At 35.2% G+C, this 20,686-nt stretch carries 13 protein-coding genes; 2 read left to right on the top strand and 11 right to left on the bottom strand.

Translation table 11 applies throughout. From position 1 onward, the window contains the following. Window positions 1-127: 127 nt before the first annotated feature. A complete protein-coding gene (locus ABEB31_RS15460) occupies window positions 128-952 on the bottom strand; it encodes a T9SS sorting signal type C domain-containing protein (protein ID WP_347052537.1) in 825 nt (274 codons plus the stop codon). Between the two features lie 969 nt (window positions 953-1,921). Between ABEB31_RS15460 and ABEB31_RS15455 the strand changes: the two genes are divergently transcribed. Continuing rightward, window positions 1,922-2,428 carry a hypothetical protein gene (locus tag ABEB31_RS15455; RefSeq protein ID WP_347052536.1) on the top strand — a complete coding sequence of 169 codons (507 nt, stop codon included), beginning with the start codon at window positions 1,922-1,924 and terminating at the stop codon, window positions 2,426-2,428. 205 nt (window positions 2,429-2,633) lie between these two features. Next, entirely contained in the window at window positions 2,634-3,338 is a 705-nt protein-coding gene (locus tag ABEB31_RS15450; protein WP_347052535.1) for an SDR family oxidoreductase, read from the top strand. A 551-nt stretch (window positions 3,339-3,889) separates the two neighbouring features. On the opposite strand, the gene ABEB31_RS15445 is transcribed toward ABEB31_RS15450, so the two are convergent. From ABEB31_RS15445 to ABEB31_RS15400, 10 genes are all read right to left on the bottom strand, one after another. Continuing rightward, complete coding sequence (locus ABEB31_RS15445; protein WP_347052534.1) at window positions 3,890-4,297, bottom strand: hypothetical protein; 408 nt, start codon at window positions 4,295-4,297, stop codon at window positions 3,890-3,892. Then, entirely contained in the window at window positions 4,297-5,571 is a 1,275-nt protein-coding gene (locus ABEB31_RS15440; RefSeq protein ID WP_347052533.1) for an RHS repeat domain-containing protein, read from the bottom strand. Before ABEB31_RS15440 ends, ABEB31_RS15445 begins: the two co-directional genes overlap by 1 nt. After that, the gene (locus ABEB31_RS15435; protein ID WP_488168027.1) at window positions 5,547-6,239 is read right to left on the bottom strand and encodes a hypothetical protein; all 693 of its coding nucleotides are present in this window, start codon (window positions 6,237-6,239) and stop codon (window positions 5,547-5,549) included. Before ABEB31_RS15435 ends, ABEB31_RS15440 begins: the two co-directional genes overlap by 25 nt. A gap of 263 nt (window positions 6,240-6,502) precedes the next feature. Next, complete coding sequence (locus tag ABEB31_RS15430) at window positions 6,503-6,853, bottom strand: hypothetical protein (protein WP_347052531.1); 351 nt, start codon at window positions 6,851-6,853, stop codon at window positions 6,503-6,505. Window positions 6,854-6,855: 2 nt separating this feature from the next. Further along, entirely contained in the window at window positions 6,856-7,851 is a 996-nt protein-coding gene (locus ABEB31_RS15425) for an RHS repeat-associated core domain-containing protein (RefSeq protein WP_347052530.1), read from the bottom strand. 261 nt (window positions 7,852-8,112) lie between these two features. After that, on the bottom strand, window positions 8,113-8,847 hold the full coding sequence (locus ABEB31_RS15420) for a hypothetical protein (protein ID WP_347052529.1): 735 nt from the start codon (window positions 8,845-8,847) through the stop codon (window positions 8,113-8,115). Between the two features lie 5 nt (window positions 8,848-8,852). Beyond that, window positions 8,853-9,635, bottom strand: coding sequence for a hypothetical protein (locus ABEB31_RS15415; protein WP_347052528.1), 783 nt, complete (start codon window positions 9,633-9,635; stop codon window positions 8,853-8,855). A 21-nt stretch (window positions 9,636-9,656) separates the two neighbouring features. Continuing rightward, window positions 9,657-9,905 carry an RHS repeat domain-containing protein gene (locus tag ABEB31_RS15410; RefSeq protein WP_347052527.1) on the bottom strand — a complete coding sequence of 83 codons (249 nt, stop codon included), beginning with the start codon at window positions 9,903-9,905 and terminating at the stop codon, window positions 9,657-9,659. A 194-nt stretch (window positions 9,906-10,099) separates the two neighbouring features. Beyond that, complete coding sequence (locus ABEB31_RS15405; RefSeq protein WP_347052526.1) at window positions 10,100-10,768, bottom strand: hypothetical protein; 669 nt, start codon at window positions 10,766-10,768, stop codon at window positions 10,100-10,102. A 3-nt stretch (window positions 10,769-10,771) separates the two neighbouring features. Then, window positions 10,772-20,665 carry an RHS repeat-associated core domain-containing protein gene (locus ABEB31_RS15400; RefSeq protein ID WP_347052525.1) on the bottom strand — a complete coding sequence of 3,298 codons (9,894 nt, stop codon included), beginning with the start codon at window positions 20,663-20,665 and terminating at the stop codon, window positions 10,772-10,774. Window positions 20,666-20,686: the final 21 nt, after the last annotated feature.

Raw genomic sequence — 20,686 nt, 5'->3', positions numbered from 1 at the left:
GCTAATATTACAGCATTTTAACCTCAACAAAAAAAGCTTCAGATCTCTCTGAAGCTTTTTTGTTGTAGTCAATTATGGAACTACTTTATTACTTTAACGCTCTTTTATCTAAGAAACAATACAATATCTAAAATATAACTTTTTTAGTTATTGTATTTCCATCTTCAAAAAGTGCCTTAATTAGCAATACCTGATTATCAGATTGAATATCAGCAAGTTCCAAATCAAATGTATTTAAATTAGGACGACTGCACACGAGTCTACCTGTAATATCATACACTGCCACATCCTCCAGTGCAGAGCCGTATGATTTTAATGTCACTATTTTATTTCTTGAGGCAATGAGTACTTTCGAATCAGCGATCGTAACTTCCTCTGTCCCAAGACTTGCAGCTGCGCTATAACGAAGTATAAAACGATCTGTAAATACACCTTTCTCTGTTGAAAATGTATATAAACTTTTCTTCAAATTATGTATTGTACCGGTTTTTCGATCTTCAATATAAATATCCTGATCCGTTAATTTACCATCTGCCTGATCAATGGAAATCTTTAACTCTCCCGCGATTTCAGATCTGTAACCCAAAGGGATCATATCTGTTGTAAGGAATGGGAGACCGCGTCCCTGAATGACTAATTTTTTACCTTCATTAATACTGTAAAAATCTGCATATTTATTTGCGTTTGCAGTAACGGCATCGTAATTCTGATCAAAACCATTGGTTGCTCCATCAATGTAACCAATTAAAAGCTGCTTAAATAGCCCCTCATTATTGGTTAGATTAAGCCACACCCTGTGTTTTTCAATTTCATATGCAATACTATTATTTGAAATAAAAGATTTATAGTTACGAACTGCGGGCTTATCTGTCGCAGTACGGGCATTAAGAGGATTAGATAAAAAAAACAAAATGAACAGCAAAACTACAAGGGATGAGTATTTTTTTTTCATAACATATAATTTTTAAAATTTGTAGACGGGGGGTCATAATTTGAGAATGCTTTTTCAAGAATTTGCTTAAAATTACCTATCATTATTAGGCATTAAAAGTAATAAGTCCGGTATTTTCTGAACCGACTTAACATAGGTAGGCAGCCAAAGTATGGAGGCGAATTATTTTGTATAACCATGGAATTAAATATTGATTTTTATAGTATTATTTATAATGCTGCTTATTTAAAACTGTTGCCAGAACAATATAGAATTGTCCTCTGGTCTATTGGTACTTTGTATATCAACTTCGAAAGCAATCGCCATTAGTTTCTATGTATTTCAAGCTACCTACACGAATAAAATATGTAAAACACTCTCAAATGAGAACAAATACTAGTCCTTTACGACTTATGGCACCTATACATACTAAACTGATTTTTATTGTTTTATTTTTAAAAAGCTTCTAATTTAATTGATGTTATAATAATTAGCATCCTTATATTAAATATACAAAAAAAATAACAACACAATAAAAATTTAACCACTATCCTTTAAAATTTTCTAACAAAATAAAAGTATGATTATAATATCGTAAAACAACTTTTTATTCTATAAATGGAAAAAGTATACTTCGCTAGTAAAAGTAGTCAGAGTACGAGGCAATTAGAGTCAGCACTCTTCATTCCTGATCCTGGTAAAGTAGTATTTACTGCATATTAAAATCGTATTTCCTTATTGAAAAAATTGTTCTCGACTTTATTACTCCTTATTGATGGGAAATGGCAAATAAAAAATCTTCATAAGTAAGAAGAGTACAAATACCATGAAAACAGGTATTGTCTGCTAAAGACTACTTTGGTAGATTTGTTAATAATCAAAAAAAAAAAAACAGTTATGAGAATTAATAGTATAAGGATTAAAAGTTGGCGAGAGGCTATTTTTTCGGGTAGCATTACACGCGTCTGTAAAAAGCTTTTATGCGTTTGCATGTTAGCACTATTTTTCTGCGGCTGTTCGGGCGGTGACGACGAACCGGAGGCCAATACAGCAGAATATTACTTTAAAGCTACTTTGGACGGACGTAAAATAAATTTTTATACCGTAAACTTTCAAGGTGGCGGTAATGATAACCGTTTTGAGCAAATTGTTATTGGAGGATCTGAAGCCCCTTACCCTACTAAAGCCGGAGAATTACCATCACCATCACTGGATTTCGAAATATGGAAATTAGGAGGCAATATTACAGCCGGCACCTACTCCACCCCTGTCGAACCCGGAATGGTGGCTCGCTATGCAGTGCAGACCCCAAACGGAACTATTCTTTACAATACAAGAACTGCCGATGATGTTTTTACGGTAAAAATCGAATCGATTAGTAAAACAGGCATTAAAGGCACTTTCTCAGGGATGGTGCGAAATCTGGATACGGGGAAAGCCATCGAGATTACAGACGGTATTTTTAATCTTCCTTATGAGGACATCGTTAATCCGTAAGGGAAAAGCTTCAGTATAACTGAAGCTTTTTTTTTATTTCTAAGATCAACTTTTTCAGTTTTTCTCTTTGTTCATTTGCATTTTAGCCCATTATAAGAGACAGTATTCTATAATTTATTGTATTTTTATAAAGAGTCTTTGTGATAAAAGGACTTAAACAACGAACGATATCCTTAAAATAATAACTCCATTTAATTTTATCAAAATGCAGCAAATAGAAAACAAAGTAGCTTATATCACAGGAGCGGCAAAAGGCATCGGTCTGGGCATTGCAGAAGCTCTGGTAAATAACGGATTAAAAGTAGCAATTTCGGGCCGGGATACCGAAGCCCTGGAAAAGGTGCAGGAAAGATTAGGAAACGAGAATGTACTGATTATTCAATCTGACGTCAGAAATTTTAATGACGAGGCCACAGCAGTGGAACAGGTTGTACATAGATTTGGAAAACTTGATATTGTCATTGCGAATGCAGGCGTTGGAAAATTTACGCCTATAGATCAAATGTCGCTTGAGGACTGGAACGCTATGATTGACACCAATCTTACAGGTGCTTTCCATACCTTAAAAGCTACTGCCGGACAACTCAAAGAAAATAAAGGTTACTACATTTCTATTGCATCTCTGGCCGGAGCGAATTTCTTTGCTAATGGTGCTGCTTATAATGCCTCAAAATTTGGTCTGGTGGGCTTTACACAGGCTGCGATGCTGGATCTACGGGAATATGATGTCAAATGTACTACCATTATGCCCGGATCGGTTAGGTCGCACTTTAACGGTCATACGCCAAATGAAGCCGATAACTGGAAAATCCAGCCTTCAGATATCGGACAAATGGTGGTGGATCTCCTACGAATGAATCCTAATGTATTGCCAAGCAAGATAGAAGTACGACCTACAAAAACAAAATAATTCACGTTATAAAACTATAATTAATATCCTTCACTATATTATTTCCAGTTTTCAGGATATTTCTTTTTTATCTTTTAGAAATAATAAGTACTTGAACCAAAGTAGTAAATAGGGATGTCTTTGAATCAATGTTTTTTATTGCCAGAACATCTCGCCCAAATATAACTCAGATTAGTCTCACGACCCAACTGCCTCCTATCAAATAAATGAGGTGAACTAAACGAAGAACTATGTTCTTCAAAAAGCACTTCTTCAAACGCGATAATTCCACGTGTTCGTTTATACTTGCACTTTTGGTCGTAATATACGAAGTACTTCCCAAATAATCAGGGTGAAAGTAAAAAATATCGTTCTCCGGCATTCCGGCTCCGATAAATCCTTCACCACCTTTCACAGTTGTGGGTTCTACAGGTGGTCCAAACTGTACTGGCGGTCCCGGAACGTCTCCCGGCGCATTGAAAATAGGATTTCTCGGCCAGCCTTCAGACGGTTCCTGATTCTCTTCTACGGGTTTTAGTACTTCACTAGGGTACGGATCTACTCCATCAAATTTACTTGGAGCTTATAATTTTTCCAATTTCTAAATTTGTTTTTACATACAATGAAGCGAGAAGGCGTTGATCAAAAATATTTGTTTTTTCAAACAAAAAAGTATTTCCTTTTAGTTTTCCTATAACAATTTTATTCATGTACTTAAATTCAATATTTAAAGTATCATTTTTTGAATTTAGTATTTTCCAAGAACTAACAAATTTTTTTTTATTGTCATCATTTGATTTAAGATAGTACTTACTATTCTTATCTAAAATCAGATAATAATACATATTATTATTAACCAATTCTATTGGTTGCTTATCTACAACATATACACCTAATATTTCATTTTTTGAAATGTTATTACACCCTAAAAAAGATGAAATCATAACTAATATTATTAAAACTTTTATTTTATTTTTCATTATTCATTGTCTCTTACTTCTGTTAAAATATATCTAGCAGGTTGTTTATTTTGATTACCTACTTCAACTTTCTTATTTTGATTATAAGGAATATTACCATCTGCTCCATCAGAAAAATAATATGTTCCATCTTTTGTTTGACTTAACCTTAATTTGTTAAGCACTATATCTGTACCAACATTTTTTTTTGTCTGTTCTCTATGCCCTTCTCCTGCATAATTATCATAATAAGAAAAATATGCGCCATCTTTATCTCTTCCCATACCAACAATTGTAATGTAATGATTTGTTGCACTATTTGGATTACCTGTATTCTTATTAGAATCATACATAACTCCGGCCATTACTGCTTTTCCTTCGTTAAGATTTTCAATAATTGTATCTACACCTTTTTGTAGATTTAATTTCGATGTATCTCCGCCTTTTTTAACATACATATCCACTCTATTCTTAGATCCAACAGCTGTATATTTTCCTGATGAGCCTTGGTTCACTTGCAATCGACTGTAATCAGCACATTCTCCAGTTCTACAAGATGTTTGTTTGTAAAATCCTCTACCCCAGCTAAAATTCCATTCACTTTCTTTAATTGTCTTAGACATATATGGTATCCATTTTTTCCCCGATAGAAGAACGTTTAACACATTCCAGAAACCATTATATACCGGTTTTGGATCATTACCATCTGGATCAATAAAACGAACTGGATTATTAAAAGCATAAATATATCCTCCAAAATCAGGATATTTCTCTGCCATTTTATCTAATCCATACCAAATGTTTTCTTTTGGCGAATAATATCTAGCACCATAATAACTCAAATTCGTCTCCCGATCCAATTCCTTACCATTAAACAAATAAGGTGAAGAAAATGAACTCGAATGCTCTTCAAACAAAACCTCTCCAAATGCTATATACTCCACATGCTGTGAGATAGAACCATTTTTGGTTGTAATATACGAAGTACTTCCCAAATGATCAGGATGAAAATAAAAAATATCATTTTCCGGCATTCCTGTTCCGGTAAAACCTTCACTTGCTTTTACTGTTTCTGGTTCTACTGGCGGACCAAATTGTACCGGTGGTCCGGGAACATCTCCCGGCGCATTGAAAATAGGATTTCTCGGCCACCATTCCGGTGGTTCCTGGTTTTCTTCTACGGGTTTTAGTACTTCACTAGGGTACGGATCTCCTGTAAATTCAGGCGTTGCATAGATTCCCTGTTGTGTTGGTAGTCCTGGAGGCAAACCTAAACTTCTAACATAAGTATCCATTGCTTTTTGCTGTCGGCTGTTAGTTTACCATAATTAACACCGCCTGCCGTAATTTTAAGCGGCTGCGCAAATGCTCCGTTTCCTAGTTTACTTACAATTCGTCCCGCGCCTTCAAAATAATGTTTGGTAAATTTTCCCTTGCTAATCACAAAATAAGGTGAAACATAACCGGTATAATCATCGGTATGTACAATGGTTGCGGCAGTCTGTCCATTAACCGCTACGTTCTGCGAATCTCCAGAACTTATAATTATCCTTTCGCCGTTTGCATCATAGGTATATTGATGGATTCTTCCGTTATCGTTGATTCCCATCAAACGGTTTTCTTCGTCCCAGGTCATTTTTCTGAAGTTTTGATCTTCGGTATAACTTGTTGGGTTTTCGTTGCCATCATAGGCATATTCTCTTGGAACTGCTTTTCCTGCCTCTGCAATTTTATTAGGCGCATTTGGGTGCAGTTCGTTATCGTAATTATACTCTAAAACATAGCCTTTCTGCTCATTATTAACGGTATGTACCAAATCTTTTTTGGTAATATTATGCATTTTATTATAGCTCATATTAAGCTCATAACTGGCTTTGGTAAACTCGCCCTGATAGGTTGCCTTTGCCGATTTTAAACGGTAAAAATCATCGTATTGGTATTCGTGCGAAGCGGTTCCTCCCAGCGTATTGTTGACGATTGGAGCGCTTGAAATCTATTTTTTTATGCATGTACCATTCCAAAATTAGATTTTATTTTCATGACCTAATTTGAAACATTAAAGTATGTTAAAAGCATTTTAAGGCTTATTAAAAGACAAAATATAGAAGAGACGACCTGTTGGCCGTCTCTTATTCTATTTCATAATTAAAAAATTATATTCTTTTTCAAGTATTTACATCATCATTTTATAAAAACACCTAATCTGAAACACTACCCCTTCTGGAGTTATGTCAAACGTTTATCAATTAAATGAAAAGTAAAAATAAATAACAAAATAGCAAACAGATGGTAAAATACTCCATCAAAATCTAAAAAATAGAAAACTGTTAGACAACTTATTAAAATTGACAAAATTCCAACTACAAACCCAACTATTGAAAATAAAAGCTTTCTTTTTTTACTTAAAAGTCCAAAATATAAGCAACTCATTAAACATGTCGCCTCTAATCTTGTAAAAAAGCCATCATCGTTTCCATAGTAAAATCTCAAATCAAAACTTGAAATTTTATAATTTAGATAAATGACCAAAACCAAATTTAAAACAATTAATAAAACTATCAAATTATACTTTTTCATACTTATTTAATTTGGGATTCCACTTTATTATTATATTGAATTACTGCTTTTGTTGCTACAGCCTCTGCGGCTCTTGAGTTCCAATTAACGCTTTTATCTTTTACTTGACCAACGAAATCATATTGAGAACCTGCACCTAAATCATGATTCATCATTTTATAAGAATTATTACCCTCCCCTGGATATTCCCCAGTATGAAGCTCTTTCTTTAATAAATTAGCAAAATCTTTATATTTAGCATCAGAAAGTACATCAGAGTATGTTGGAATTTTATCAATAGAAGTTTGTCCGAAAGTTTTTTCATATAATTCAATATAATTTGAATGGGAATAAAAATCTTCAATAGCGTGGTAAAATTCCCCAACTATTCCTCCTAATTGTTTTGCGTTGATTTTACCGTTCTTATATTTACTTAAAGAATTATCAATTCCTTGATTTATTGACGCAAAATTTGAATTAATTTGAGAATAATTCATGTTATCGAAGTGATTACTATCAACCGACGGTTTTCCACTCCCGCCAGCATACCATGGTAATGATCTAACATCTCGTGCAACTACGGATCCACTATAATTACTTGCCCCGCCTGTAATTGCATTCCTAAATTGTTCTGTATCTTTTGATACTAAGGCAAACATTTTATATTTCAACTCTTTATGATCGTACACTGAACCATAGGTTCTCCCTTTTGCGGAACCCGTAAAAGCATTATCAGTTATTCTTCTATGAACATCCATTAAAAATTTTCCATCAGGATCAATAATATTTATAGGATTATTTGCTGCATATACATATGACGAAATATTTGGATATATCTCCTTATAATCGTCAGTACTCAACCATAAACTAGTCTTCATATCCAAATATCTAGCTCCATAGTAACTAAGATTTGTCTCTCGATCTAACTCCTTACCATTAAATAAATAAGGTGAAGAAAAAGATGAACTATGTTCCTCAAACAACACTTCCCCAAAAGCATTATATTCCAAATGCTGCAAAATAGAAACGTTTTGGTTGTTATATGCGAAGTTCTTCCTAAATGATTACGTTTAAAAAATAAAATTTTACTTACTTTTAATGTTTCTATTGTAAACCTAAAATGACTATAAAAAAAAAGATGAGCAAATGATCATCTTTAAATTAATTCTTAATGTTATTATTTCTGTTTCAAATATAGTATAATCTTACATCATTAAATTTGAAAAATTAACTACTCTTTATCACTTAAATAGATTAGCAAGGCATCTAGGAGTTGAACTCTAAAGGGAATCAAATTTTTTGATTACTTTTAATTTTTCTTTATTACTGTATTTTAATAAATATACTATTTCCTTTATATTTTCATCAACATAAATATAATCTATTCGTAAAATACCGTCATTAAATTTAATTGTTTCCCTTTCAAGAAATCCTGCATTATTTAATGAATACTCAAAATAACTAATCTTCGAATTTTGCGGTATAAACTTTTCCATTGTAGAAGGATTAAAACTTACATTTAAATCTATTCTTTTAGAAGCAAATAATATTCCATCTTTTTTATTAGTTTTCTTAAAGGATTCTATATTAGTTATTAAATTTTGTAAATCACTTACTTCATTGGCAATCATAAAAGGTTTATCAACTTTGATTCCTTTCTGAATTAAAAAATTATTATATTCTTTGATATTTTTATAATAATTAGAAAGCCAATCATCTTGTGATTTATTATTCTCTCCAATAGAAACAAAATCAAGTTCATTATTTTTGTAATGAAAGTTTATTTCATTATCCAAATCTCCATTAGTCAAGTACTCATTGATCTTTATTAGTTGTTCCATTTTATCATAATAATAAGAGGCAGTTTTTATACCATCTTGAAACACATTAATAAGCTGATACTCATTTTTAACACTATCTTTTTTATTTTTAATATTAGCCGTTTCTTTTTTAACGGGATTATTACAGCCAAAAATTGTAAAGGATATGATAAATAAAATTTGCGAAATTTTCATTTTTTTTATTTTTTAAAATTATCTAGAAAACTAGGTTCGACTGGACGATTTGGGATACTCCAAGGATAGGCTTTAATTACATCTTTTCCTTTTAAAGTTTGCCAAAAAATCGTTTTATTATACACTGCTGTAGATTTAAGATTAATTCTTCCTGCTTGATAATACTTATTGTATTTAGTATCTGAATGAGGAGTAAAGCTAAGTTGTGGTACTTCAAAACCTTCTCCTACATTAGAGGACCACTGCTTATAATGCGCATCAGAAATTGTCCAGCCAAGGGTATTTTTATGTAATTCAAATCTACCTGTTGAAAAACGATAATCTGTAGATTTAAACATAGCTTGCTCCGCTCCGTCCCATGCATCAGCGCCATAGCTATAATCAAATCCCCCATTTAATGCGTTGATTTCTGCAGCCACAGCATATTGCATTTTTGTTCCATTTCTTCCCTCTTGAGATGTTTCACGGAATTTTTTAGCAGGTGCACTATTATTCCCATAAGCAGTCGTATTTCTTTCATGCACTGAGGCTATAGCAAACATTTCTTTCCTTAAATCTTCTGTCATTTCAGATTTATACGCTGAACTTTCTCCATAAACAGTTGATGCTTTTTGAATAAATTTGTTATGATTATCTGTAAACTGTTTTAGGTTTTTAAAACCCCCTTTGCCATCCTTTTCTCCAGTAAAAGCTAAGTCTTTTCCTTTTTCATTGCGTCCATCATCACCAATATATTCTCCATTTTCATTGTATACAGGCCATAATCCGCTTGGATCACTAAACATCATTGGATTATTAAAACAATATACTTATCCACCAATATTTGCTCCTTTTTCCGCCATCATATCTAGCGTTAACCAAAGCGAAGTCTTCATATCCAAATACCTAGCACCATAATAACTCAGATTAGTCTCACGATCCAATTCCTTACCGTTAAATAAATAAGGAGAAGAAAAAGAACTCGAATGCTCTTCAAACAAAACTTCCCCAAAAGCAATATACTCCACATGCTGCGAAATAGAACCGTTTTTGGTTGTAATATACGAAGTACTTCCCAAACGCCCCTAATAACACATAAGATTTTACTTTCTTTTTAGTGTTTCTATTTTAAAGTTAAAAATGGCTATAAAAGAAGATGAGCATTACTGCTCATCTTCAAGTTATTCTTACTGATATTCTTAATATTTCAACATGTTAGAAATCTAAAATCTTCTATCATTTACTTTGAAATAGACTTGAATAAAGCTACAGACTACAAGTCATATTTCATTTTAATTGAATCTATCATTTTTCTATTAAATTTTCTAATATCTTTTGTCTTAAAAAATTGAATATTCTTCTCTTTATTATTACTTGACGGACAAAAAGATGATAAACTTATACTGTCAATAACTATTCTTTTGTTAGTAGTATTCACAAAAATAGAATAATCAAATTTACAACCCTGACCTGAGGACTTTTGTAATTTAAAACCATTTTTATATTTCCCAAACTCTTCGGAACCTTGCCAAGCAACACTTATTTGATTTGATATTATATTTTTAAATATATTAATCTTAGATTTTTTTCCATCCAAATTAAAAAGTACAACTAGTAATCTATCATCTAAATCTGCTCGATTGCAACTATTACCTTTTTCTCCTGGTATCATTGAAGCAGGTGTCAACACGAGTAGAGTATCTATCTTTTCATCTTTATTAATATCATAAAACATCTGATCAGAAATTTCAAAATAATTTGATAAAATTACTCCAAACTTTTTCTTATACCCTTTTACTGAAACTGAACAACTATCCTCCAATCCTTCAGGAGCTTTAATACTATCAAATATAATCGTATTTTCATTTTTGCTAATTTTTACTTTATTACAAGATAAAACAATCAACAAAATTAAACACGTCACAAAATATTTTTTAATCATTTTTTATCTTTTATATATATTCCAAAAAATTGTACCTCCAAATGAACCTGTTGAACGAATTCCTTGATAACTTTTTGATTCCTTACCAAGTCCAGTCCAATACGCAATATTAAATGTATATACATGCGGAACTTTACCATGTATTTCAAACATACAATCTACATACCAATTTTTATTTATTTTATTTTTATTTGATTGCCATGAGTAAAATTCAGTCAAATTTTGCAAATGCCCAGAATCAATTCTTACATATCCATATTCTTTAAATTTATTTGATTTAAACCCTTTATATAGAAAATCTAATCCATCCCATAAATCTGCCCCACCTGTAGGATCTGCCCCACCTGATAAAACATTAATTAAACCAGCTCTAGCATTTTTAGCACCGTTACTATTATCGCTAGTACCAAGTGCAGTTCTAGCTGATGCAGGTGTTGTTGAATAATCTTGATCCATTAATTGTTCAAAAACATCCTTGTTTTTATTATTTTTTTTCCAATTAACGGCTGGATTTTTTTGTGCATTATTTGCTGTATGTGCAATCCATAAACTTTCTTCCTGATCTCCCGATGATTCATGTTTAACTACATTGGATGCTTTTTGAAATTGTGTGTGCTTGTCAGTAAATTGTTTAAGATTTTTAAAGCCTCCTTTACCATCTTTTTCACCTGTAAAAGCTAGATCTTTTCCTTTTTCACTGCGTCCATCATCACCAATATATTCTCCTTTTTCATTATAAACTGGCCAAAGCCCAGTTGGATCAGAAAACATTAATGGATTATTAAAGCAATAAACATATGGAGAAATATTTAATCCTTTTTCTTTCATAGGATCCACACTTAACCACAGGCTAGTTTTTAAATCATAATACCTCGCCCCATAATAACTCAAATTAGTCTCTCGATCTAACTCCTTTCCATTAAATAAATAAGGACTAGAAAAAGATGAACTATGTTCCTCAAACAAAACCTCCCCAAAAGCAATATACTCCACATGCTGTGAAATAGAACCATTTTTGGTTGTAATATACGAAGTACTTCCCAAATGATCAGGATGAAAATAAAAAATATCATTTTCCGGCATTCCGGTTCCGGTAAAACCTTCACTTGCTTTTACTGTTTCTGGTTCTACTGGCGGACCAAATTGTACTGGTGGTCCGGGAACATCTCCCGGCGCATTGAAAATAGGATTTCTCGGCCAGCCTTCAGGCGGTTCCTGGTTTTCTTCGACTGGTTTTAGTACTTCACTAGGGTACGGATCTCCTGTAAATTCTGGTGTTGCGTAGATTCCCTGTTGTGTTGGTGGTCCTGGCGGTAAACCTAAACTTCTTACGTAGGCATCCATTGCTTTTTGCTGTTCGGCTGTTAGTTTACCATAATTAACACCGCCTGCTGTAATTTTAAGTGGCTGCGCAAAAGCTCCGTTTCCTAACTTACTTACAATTCGTCCCGCGCCTTCAAAATAATGTTTGGTAAATTTTCCCTTGCTAATCACAAAATAAGGCGAAACATAACCCGTATAATCATCGGTATGTACAATGGTTGCAGCAGTTTGTCCATTTATTGCTACGTTCTGTGAATCTCCAGAGCTTTTAATCACTCTTTCTCCACCAGCATCATAGGTATATTGGTGGATTCTTCCGTTATCGTTAATTCCCATTAAACGGTTTTCTTCGTCCCAGGTCATTTTTCTGAAGTTTTGGTCTTCGGTATAACTCGTTGGGTTTCCGTTGCCGTCGTAAACATATTCTCTTGGAATCGTTTTTCCTGCTTCGGCAATTTTATTCGGCGCATTTGGGTGCTGTTCGTTATCGTAATTATATTCTAAAACATAGCCTTTCTGCTCATTATTAACAGTATGTACCAAATTTTTTTTGGTAATATTGTGCATTTTATTATAGCTCATATTAAGCTCATAACTGGCTTTGGTAAACTCGCCCTGATAGGTTGCCTTTGCCGATTTTAAACGGTAAAAATCATCGTATTGGTATTCGTGCGAAGCGGTTCCTCCTAATGTATTGTTTACAATTGGTGCGGTGTTTTTAATGTTCAGCACGTTTCCGACCACATCATAACCGTACGAATTGTTCATGACTTGTCTCGAACCGCTTTTAACCTGCAACTGCTGTAATCTTCGCATCACAGGATCGTAGGTACAATTGGTTTCAGTATCGTTTCCGTATTTCAAATATTTACGCTGTTCAAATTCATCATAACTCAATTGTTTGATGTAATCGTAGGTATGACTTTCTTTTTTTCCCTGCATGCTCTGCAGATTTCCTGCACGGTTATAGGTATATTCTACCACCTCACCGTCAGGATAGGTCATTTTCTGGATACGGTTCCAGGTGTCGTATTCGTATTGCGAAATGTAAGTCTGTACATCGGTAGGCGTAATACGCAACGTTCGGATTTCTTTTTCGACTTCTCCCAATTTTCCGTAGTAAAATTCCTGACCGCCGCTCGCATCCTGTACAAACCACAATCTGCCTCGGCGTGCCGGTGTTCCGTCTGCTTTACCGTAATTGTATTGTACATTGTTCTGAGGGTTTTTAGGATATTTAATCGTTTCCAAACGGTTGTAATTGTATATATATTCTATAGCTCCGCCATTTGGCACTGTGTTTTTAATGTCTTGTGTAATTCGGCTTGTCAGGTTGCCCGCCAAATCGTACTGCATAGTAGTGGTTCCCGCATCCGGATGCGTAAACTCTACACGTCTTCCTAACCAGTCGTAACTGCTTTTGGTAATATGATCCATCGCATCGGTCACTTTGATCATCTCTCCCAAAGCGTTGGTATCAAACTTAGTGGTTAAGTCATTCTGCATACTGGCTAAATTCTGTCCCGTAGCATCGGTATAGGTCTGACTTGTTTTGTTTAAAGCATCGGTTTGAGTCGTTCTTAAAACGGGTACGCCGTCGTAATTTTCTAAAGCAAAAACGGTTGTGTTGGTACTCCCATCCGGCAATGTTACTTTAACGGCACGTCCAACCTCATCGTATTCTGTTTTAGTCGGCGTAACGCTGGAAACTGCCGAACTAAAATTATTGTCTATTGTGGTCGTAGTGGTTGGGTAATAACTGGTTATCGGTCTTCCCAATCCATCATAAATCACTTTTCCTGAAATAATCTGTGCTTCCTGATCGGCACTTCCGGCCTGAGTAAACAAACTGGCTGTTTTTTTAACCTGCAACGCTCTTCCTAATCCGTCGGTATAGGTGTAGGTTTCGATGTCTTTGTCTAATTCCGGATCGTAATTTTTAGTTTTCGCGTACGGAACTTTTGCTTCCGGGAAATATTCGTAGGCAATAGTATATGGTTTTCCCGAAGCAATTTCGTAAGGCGCTTTTATGGTTGCCGGACGACCTTTAGTATCCAGAGTATAAATAGTACTTTGGTCGTTGCGATCAGTTGTTTTTAATGGCACACCAAAACGGTAATCATACTCCATTTTATTCTGATACCCAAAGGCATCTTTAATGTCGGTCATATACTGATGGTTTTCTGTATCAAAAGTATATTCCAAAGTCATACGCTGTGCTTTATGATTGGCAGGGCCGGTAATTTTCTGCAGGTTTCCGTACGTATCATAAGCAATATCCGTAATAGCAATTTTATCCGCAGCAGCGTAATTTTTAATCTGAGTTACTTCTGCCGTAGTGGTGTTGATGGTTGTGGCTCTTTTTCGGCGTAAGCCTTCAGTTGTAAAAACTTCTAATTGTTTCGGAATCCCGCCGTAGTATGGTGTTGTACTTTCGTAATAACTAATTTTAGCGGTTACTTTATCACCGGCAGTTCCGTTTCCTAAATCTACGTATTGAATAATATTTCCGTTGGCATCGTACGTATTAAACGTATTCGTTTCCAGATAATCGCTACCGCCTTCGTATACTTTTTGACTGGCATGAATAAGACCCACAAAAATGCGTTTCGCATCACAGGAAGGTAAATTTAATTCTGAAACGGGAATACTCGCTTGTGTGGTCACATCAATAAAACTATACTCATTCTCTGATTCCTGACGCATTTTACCGTTTTTATCTAAAACATAACTGTGTTTGAGTAAATTTTTACGGAAATAATCCTGATTGTAAAATTCCTGAATTGAGGTCGAAAAAACCGAATTATCAGCCGCATCAATCTGTTCCTGAATTACTTTTCCGAAACCGTAAAATTCTCTCTCACGGCGATCCTGGTAACCGTCTTCATATCTGAATTTAGCAATCGAATGATCAATTCCGTCACCAGTATGTCCGTCAAAAACATCTACCGACTGTAAAACCCATTTTGCAGAAGGATTTTCATAACTTGGTTTAGTTAATTCGTAATCTACCACATAGCTGTTTCCGGCTCCGTTGGTAACACTTTTAAGTTTGTTGGTTCTTTTGATGTTGGAAAGCTGAGCCGTCAGGTGACCATCATTTTTGGAAACTACGTAATCGAGGTTTCCGTCTCCGTCAATATCCATAAAAGTACCCTCAGAACGGTTGGTACTCCATCCTTTACTTCCGCCAACAGTAGGCGTAATTCGCAGGAGCCAAACTGTAATATCAAATGAAAAATTGGCATTAAAACCATAACTTACACCCTTGTTTTGGTTCATCTCAGAGAATCTCGGATACACAACCGGCGTATCAAATGAATTTCCAAGATTTAAAGAAACTAACATCGTACTCCCTGAATATCGAATTTTATCGGCAAGTCCGTCTCCGTTGATATCCATAAAAGATTCATCACTATCGGATTGTGATCTGGCATAGTTTGCTCCCCCGGAAATAGATCCCTGTTTAATACTATATCCAAGTCCCGCACTCCAGTCTGTCGAATTTCCTTTGTTAATGCTGTTGAGGTTCCAATTATCTGCAGGTAAAAAACCATAACCTGTATTTAAAAATACTTCTCCGGATTCGGTAATTTTATCCGGCAGTCCATCTCCATTGATATCACTATGGATCATTACAGAACGGTCTTCTCCTTTTCCTTGCGAAGCACTCACAGAAAGAGAATTCCCTCCCTTTTCTGCTTCTTTTGAGGCGGTTTCTTTGGAAGAATCTTTTTTTACACTGGCTTTTCCTATCGTTACATTCATGGAGTTTGATGGAGCCCCGTGGCTATAACTTCCGCCAAAATTAGGTCCTTCTGAACTTGTAATGGAATGACTGAAATTATCGCCTATATTGATGATCTGATCAGAAACTTTTCCAACCGGGGCAGTAAGCTGTACGTTACCGCCACGAACATAATCGGGAAAACGGTCTCCGTTAAAATCGCTCATGGTCTGCGTCATATACGAATCTCCATCAATAGATTTACTGTAACCAATACTGGCAGATCCTCCTGCAGAAGCTCCGGCAGAAATACTTTTACTCTTGCTTTCGCTGATCATATCCAGAGCAGAAGTACTCCCGCCCTGCAGATTTGGAAGTGAGAAATCACTGTAATCTGAAATATCATCTTCACCCAATCTTGAGGTTCCTATAGTTGGTCCTTTAATAAATACTCCTTCTTCCAGACCCTCCCATTTTGTTTTAGTATAAGATGGATTTAAAGACACAAAATAGTTATTGGCCATTTCGTAGCCTTTTCCGTCGTAATTTTCGGGATCGGTATTGTTTAAATCTGGCTCATTGTTGTAAGCATCTGATTGTTTTAACTTCGTTTGATCTATAATGTTTGATGCTAAAGTTCCGTTGATTACAAATCCACCCCATTGACGCTGGTATAATCCAAGCATCCTTTCGTCTGCATTCAGCAAACTATATATAGCAAAATCATCTGTAGATTTTGTAAAAATTACATCATCCGTAAGATCTGCGAGGTCTTTTAAATCTGTTACTTCAACCTGGATGGGAAGCGCACCGGCTTTTGGATAATTTTTAAGAATAATGCCGGACTGCGCATTTGAGACTGTGATTTCTAACTGAATCGCTTCTCCTAAAACTGCATCGGGATAATTAACTGCATTGTCAAAAGCATTATTTTGTATTACTAAAGTACCCGCTGTAATCTGGTAACGGTTACGTGCTAATAAAACATTGTTTTGTTTAGCCGAAACAATAACTTCTCCATTATAATTATTAATGTTTCCAGGGTATTGAAAAGGAACTGCTAAAATTAAATCCTGTGGCAAAATACTCAATTTCACTTTTCCGCCAACTGTCGAAGTTACACCCGGAATGTTGTAATTTCCTTCTCTTTTATTGTATAATAAATGAGAAACTTCGATTGGCACTTCTTCAACTGTTCCGCCTGCGTAAGTTGGTACTATAACACTTGGAGCAAACGAAACAGTCTGCCAGTTGATGTTTGTTGCCGTTTCTAAAGCCAGGCTGATCTGTGTTTCGGCTTCGAAAGCGGGCAATGAGACAGATGCTAAATCAAAAGAAACCGCTTCATTGGCTAAAAATGTTTTTTCAAAAACTATTACAGACGGACTGGTCTGATCCAGATAACTTTTTCTGATTACTAATTTCAAGTGATCTGAAGTTACAGGCTTATTTAAAATGCCTTTTAAAACCACATTTCCTGCAGCCGGAATTGTTTTTCCTGCAATCGAACTGCTAAAAAAATCAGTGTTTGCCTCATAAGCTGCCAGTGAGTAGGTATTAACATCTCTTAAAGAAGCGGGTACTATAAAATCAATTTCTGCTATATTCCCGTTGATGCCTCTGTCAAAATGTTTAAACTGAGAATACGTAATCTTCGGATTCCAATACACTTCATCAAAATTTCCGTCTTTTACAGAACTTACCCTGAAATATAAGCGTTCTCCTTTTTCAACAGAAATTCTTGTGTTTTGCCTCGATTTTTGCGCGTAGTCTGTCGCTGAAACAGCTTCGTTCCAAACTAATTGATTTCCTTTTTGAAAGTATAATTGAACGCCATCTGCTTTGTTAACTCCCGCATTATTAACATATTCGGCACGGGCCTTAATACCTTCCGGAGTTGTATCTTCAATTAATCGATATTCATGTGAAATAGAGATAATACCTTTTACGGGGGCTTCCCACATACGTACAACATCGTGCAGCGGATTCTGTTTTTCTATTTCTTCTGCCGAAATCGTGGTAAATCCCGGAATATTGATATTTCCTCCTCCAAAAACAGGCGATGGAGTTCCTGTACTGTTATTTTTAAAAGTGGGTATGCCGTTTTCTAACCTATTGTAATATACCTGACCGTTACGGACAAAATCTACTAATCCGTCGCCGTTAAAATCCATGAAATATGCTTTTGTCTTATTGGTAGAGCGCTGTTGATCATAACCAATATTTCCATATTTCAGATTCAAATCGACTCCCCAGTTATAAGACGTTGACTTCGAAAATCCAACATCATTGATGTTAATTTGCTGTAATTCACCAAAGCCTAACTGACCTGAACCTGCAAGATTTTTTCGGTAATAAACACCGTCTTTATTTCTAAAAACCTTATCTGGCAGTCCGTCGCCATCCAAATCTTCTAATACTGCGGCGCTTTCAGATTTACCCCAGCTGTTACCTCCGTGACCACCGACCGTAAAACCTTTAAGACTTCCTGCGTTTGTTGCCAGCCCAATTCCAAGTCTGTAACTTACCCCTTCTGTAGAACCTTCAGTACTGCTTACCAAAGAATGTTTTCCTGAAAACAATACATCACTGAAAGACGGAATCGAAGTATTTCGTAAATTGTCATTTGGTACATTCCAATTTTGCTCTGCCCCAAAAGGAGTATATTTTCCCGAAGCATCACGAACATCATCAAAGTAATCTAATGTATTGGTGTAGAACAATTTGGACTCTGAATCGTATTCTGAGACAGATTCTAATAAGGTTTTCCTGAATGCTCCTTCTTTATACTTTAATTCGTAACTGCGGATCATTTCGTTTTTGTAACGCACCTCAATTTTTCGCAGTAATTGATTGTTTAATTGCTTAAATCCTAATCTTGCCGAAACCTGGACATCCTGACGGTTGGCTTCTCCTAAATCGGAGTTTTTAACAAACGTTACATTGTAGTTTCCTTTCTGAGAACCAAAACCAGTGTAATACACTTTTTTAAGATATAATTCTCCGTCTTTTTTGTCGTACTCGTATTCAACCGTATTTCCTTTTAAATCTTTCTGAAGACAAAGCGCCCATTGTGCTACATTTCCAGAGCCATCTTGTAAAAGAGCATTAGTGCTCATACCCGATTCATTTCCTCCGTAATAACTGGTAACCCCGCTTTTGTCTTTTACCACCCAATAATAATTTTTAGGTGATGACCCTTTACGAATAATCTGTTGGAAAGCGCCTTCGCGTCTTGGATAAAATTGCTTATCCGGCGTTCTGCCAATCCATTCGGCACGATGCGAATTCGGAATTAAAGCTTCTCCTGAAATAGAATAACTTTCGGTTTCATTTGAGGCATCGTAGCGGGGTGCTCCCCAACGGGTTTCTATATTTACCGATGGTGCTGAAATATCCCAGCCCGTTCCTGCCCAACTGTGTCCGCCATCACTATCGTACTGCAGGTTAAAAGAAGGCTGCATACCTCCTCTTCCATTAGGAATCACAATAGAAAAACCTGTACTCATGGTTCCTCTTCCGTTTGCCGAAGGCGGTGCAATCGACTGAACCCCTACCAACGGGCTGGCTGCTTTTAAGTCTTTTATGCTTGTGGGCGTATAACCTGAAGTTTCCGGAGATTCCGGCATTTTTATAATTCCCGCAATAAAGTCTGTAAAATGATTTGTTTTTGCTTTAATGATTCCATTTTTAATATCCAGAGAATCTTTGGTTACTTCCTGCCAAAGGCGCTTGTTTTCATCAAAATAAAATACATTAATATCTTTCTCCGTATATCCCTCCGGAATTGCTTCTTTGTTGAAAGGAAGTGACAAGGTTACCGCTTTTTCAAAAATGGTTCCGTGCGGCAATAACCTGTAACCTGCATTAGTACCTGTTACATTTATCATTGCCGAATTTAAAGGCGCAATATCTATTGTTCTAAGTCCGCGAACCGAAACCGAAATGTTTTGCTTTAAAGCACCAGCTGGAAAAACTGCTCCAAATTCTTTGTACGCAAGAATATTTTCTTTTTCGACATTAATATTCTGAAAAATACGCTCTTTTGCGTTTCCCATTGGTCTGAAAGTGTCAACCTCTAAAAAGTGTTCTAAATCGATCTTTTCTTTGACAATAACTCCGGTCACCATTTCTTTTAATACTGAAACTGATTTTCCGGCATTTTCAGCATCCAAAATCAATTCAAATTCCGGCTGGTTTACATCTACGGCAATTCCGGCAATGGTTAGTTTTTTTATTTGTGAAGAAAAATTAGGTCCTTTTATATATAATTTACTCGCTGCTTTTAAAAGTGTCAGATTCTGGAGTGACGCTTTATTTTTATATACAATGCGTATATTTTTAATTTTATATCCGTTTTTAACTCCTTCTGGCGCTGTAAATAAAAGTACGTTGTCTCCTGTTCGCAAAGATTTATCAGACAATAATTCAGATTGTTGCGTCCAGGCTTTGTTTTGAGACAAAAACTGACCTCCAATACTTGGCTGATTGTTTAAACTTCTTGAAATCGATGCGCTGTTATCGTAACCAAAAAGCTCATATTCTAGATAAGCGTATTCAGAGGCTTTTGGGAGTTCGTCTATTTTTAAATGGAAAACATTATCATAGGCATCGTCAATATCTTCAGAATTTACAGTTCCGATAACTCCTTCCTGAATATCAGCTGTAAAAAGTTTTGTTGTCTGACTTTCATCTGTAGAAATTGCCTTAGAATCCAAATTTCCACTGGAGATTTTTTCATTTGAGATATTTTGAGAAAAAAAAGATACGATTTTATATTCTCCAAAATTGGCGGCAAATAAAAAAGTACCAATTAAAAGTAACAGTAATATGGATTTGTTTTTCATAAAACAGAATAAACGATTTGG

The sequence above is a fragment of the Flavobacterium olei genome (assembly GCF_039749035.1).
Taxonomy (GTDB): Bacteria; Bacteroidota; Bacteroidia; order Flavobacteriales; family Flavobacteriaceae; genus Flavobacterium; species Flavobacterium olei.
This window is presented reverse-complemented; position numbering and strand designations above follow the sequence as displayed.

Coding starts and splice junctions, on each gene's coding strand:
- ABEB31_RS15460 (WP_347052537.1), bottom strand. CDS start 952: ATGAAAAAAAAATACTCATCCCTTGTAGTTTTGCTGTTCATTTTGTTT.
- ABEB31_RS15455 (WP_347052536.1), top strand. CDS start 1,922: ATGTTAGCACTATTTTTCTGCGGCTGTTCGGGCGGTGACGACGAACCG.
- ABEB31_RS15450 (WP_347052535.1), top strand. CDS start 2,634: ATGCAGCAAATAGAAAACAAAGTAGCTTATATCACAGGAGCGGCAAAA.
- ABEB31_RS15445 (WP_347052534.1), bottom strand. CDS start 4,297: ATGAAAAATAAAATAAAAGTTTTAATAATATTAGTTATGATTTCATCT.
- ABEB31_RS15440 (WP_347052533.1), bottom strand. CDS start 5,571: ATGGATACTTATGTTAGAAGTTTAGGTTTGCCTCCAGGACTACCAACA.
- ABEB31_RS15430 (WP_347052531.1), bottom strand. CDS start 6,853: ATGAAAAAGTATAATTTGATAGTTTTATTAATTGTTTTAAATTTGGTT.
- ABEB31_RS15420 (WP_347052529.1), bottom strand. CDS start 8,847: ATGAAAATTTCGCAAATTTTATTTATCATATCCTTTACAATTTTTGGC.
- ABEB31_RS15415 (WP_347052528.1), bottom strand. CDS start 9,635: ATGATGTTTAGTGATCCAAGCGGATTATGGCCTGTATACAATGAAAAT.
- ABEB31_RS15405 (WP_347052526.1), bottom strand. CDS start 10,768: ATGATTAAAAAATATTTTGTGACGTGTTTAATTTTGTTGATTGTTTTA.
- ABEB31_RS15400 (WP_347052525.1), bottom strand. CDS start 20,665: ATGAAAAACAAATCCATATTACTGTTACTTTTAATTGGTACTTTTTTA.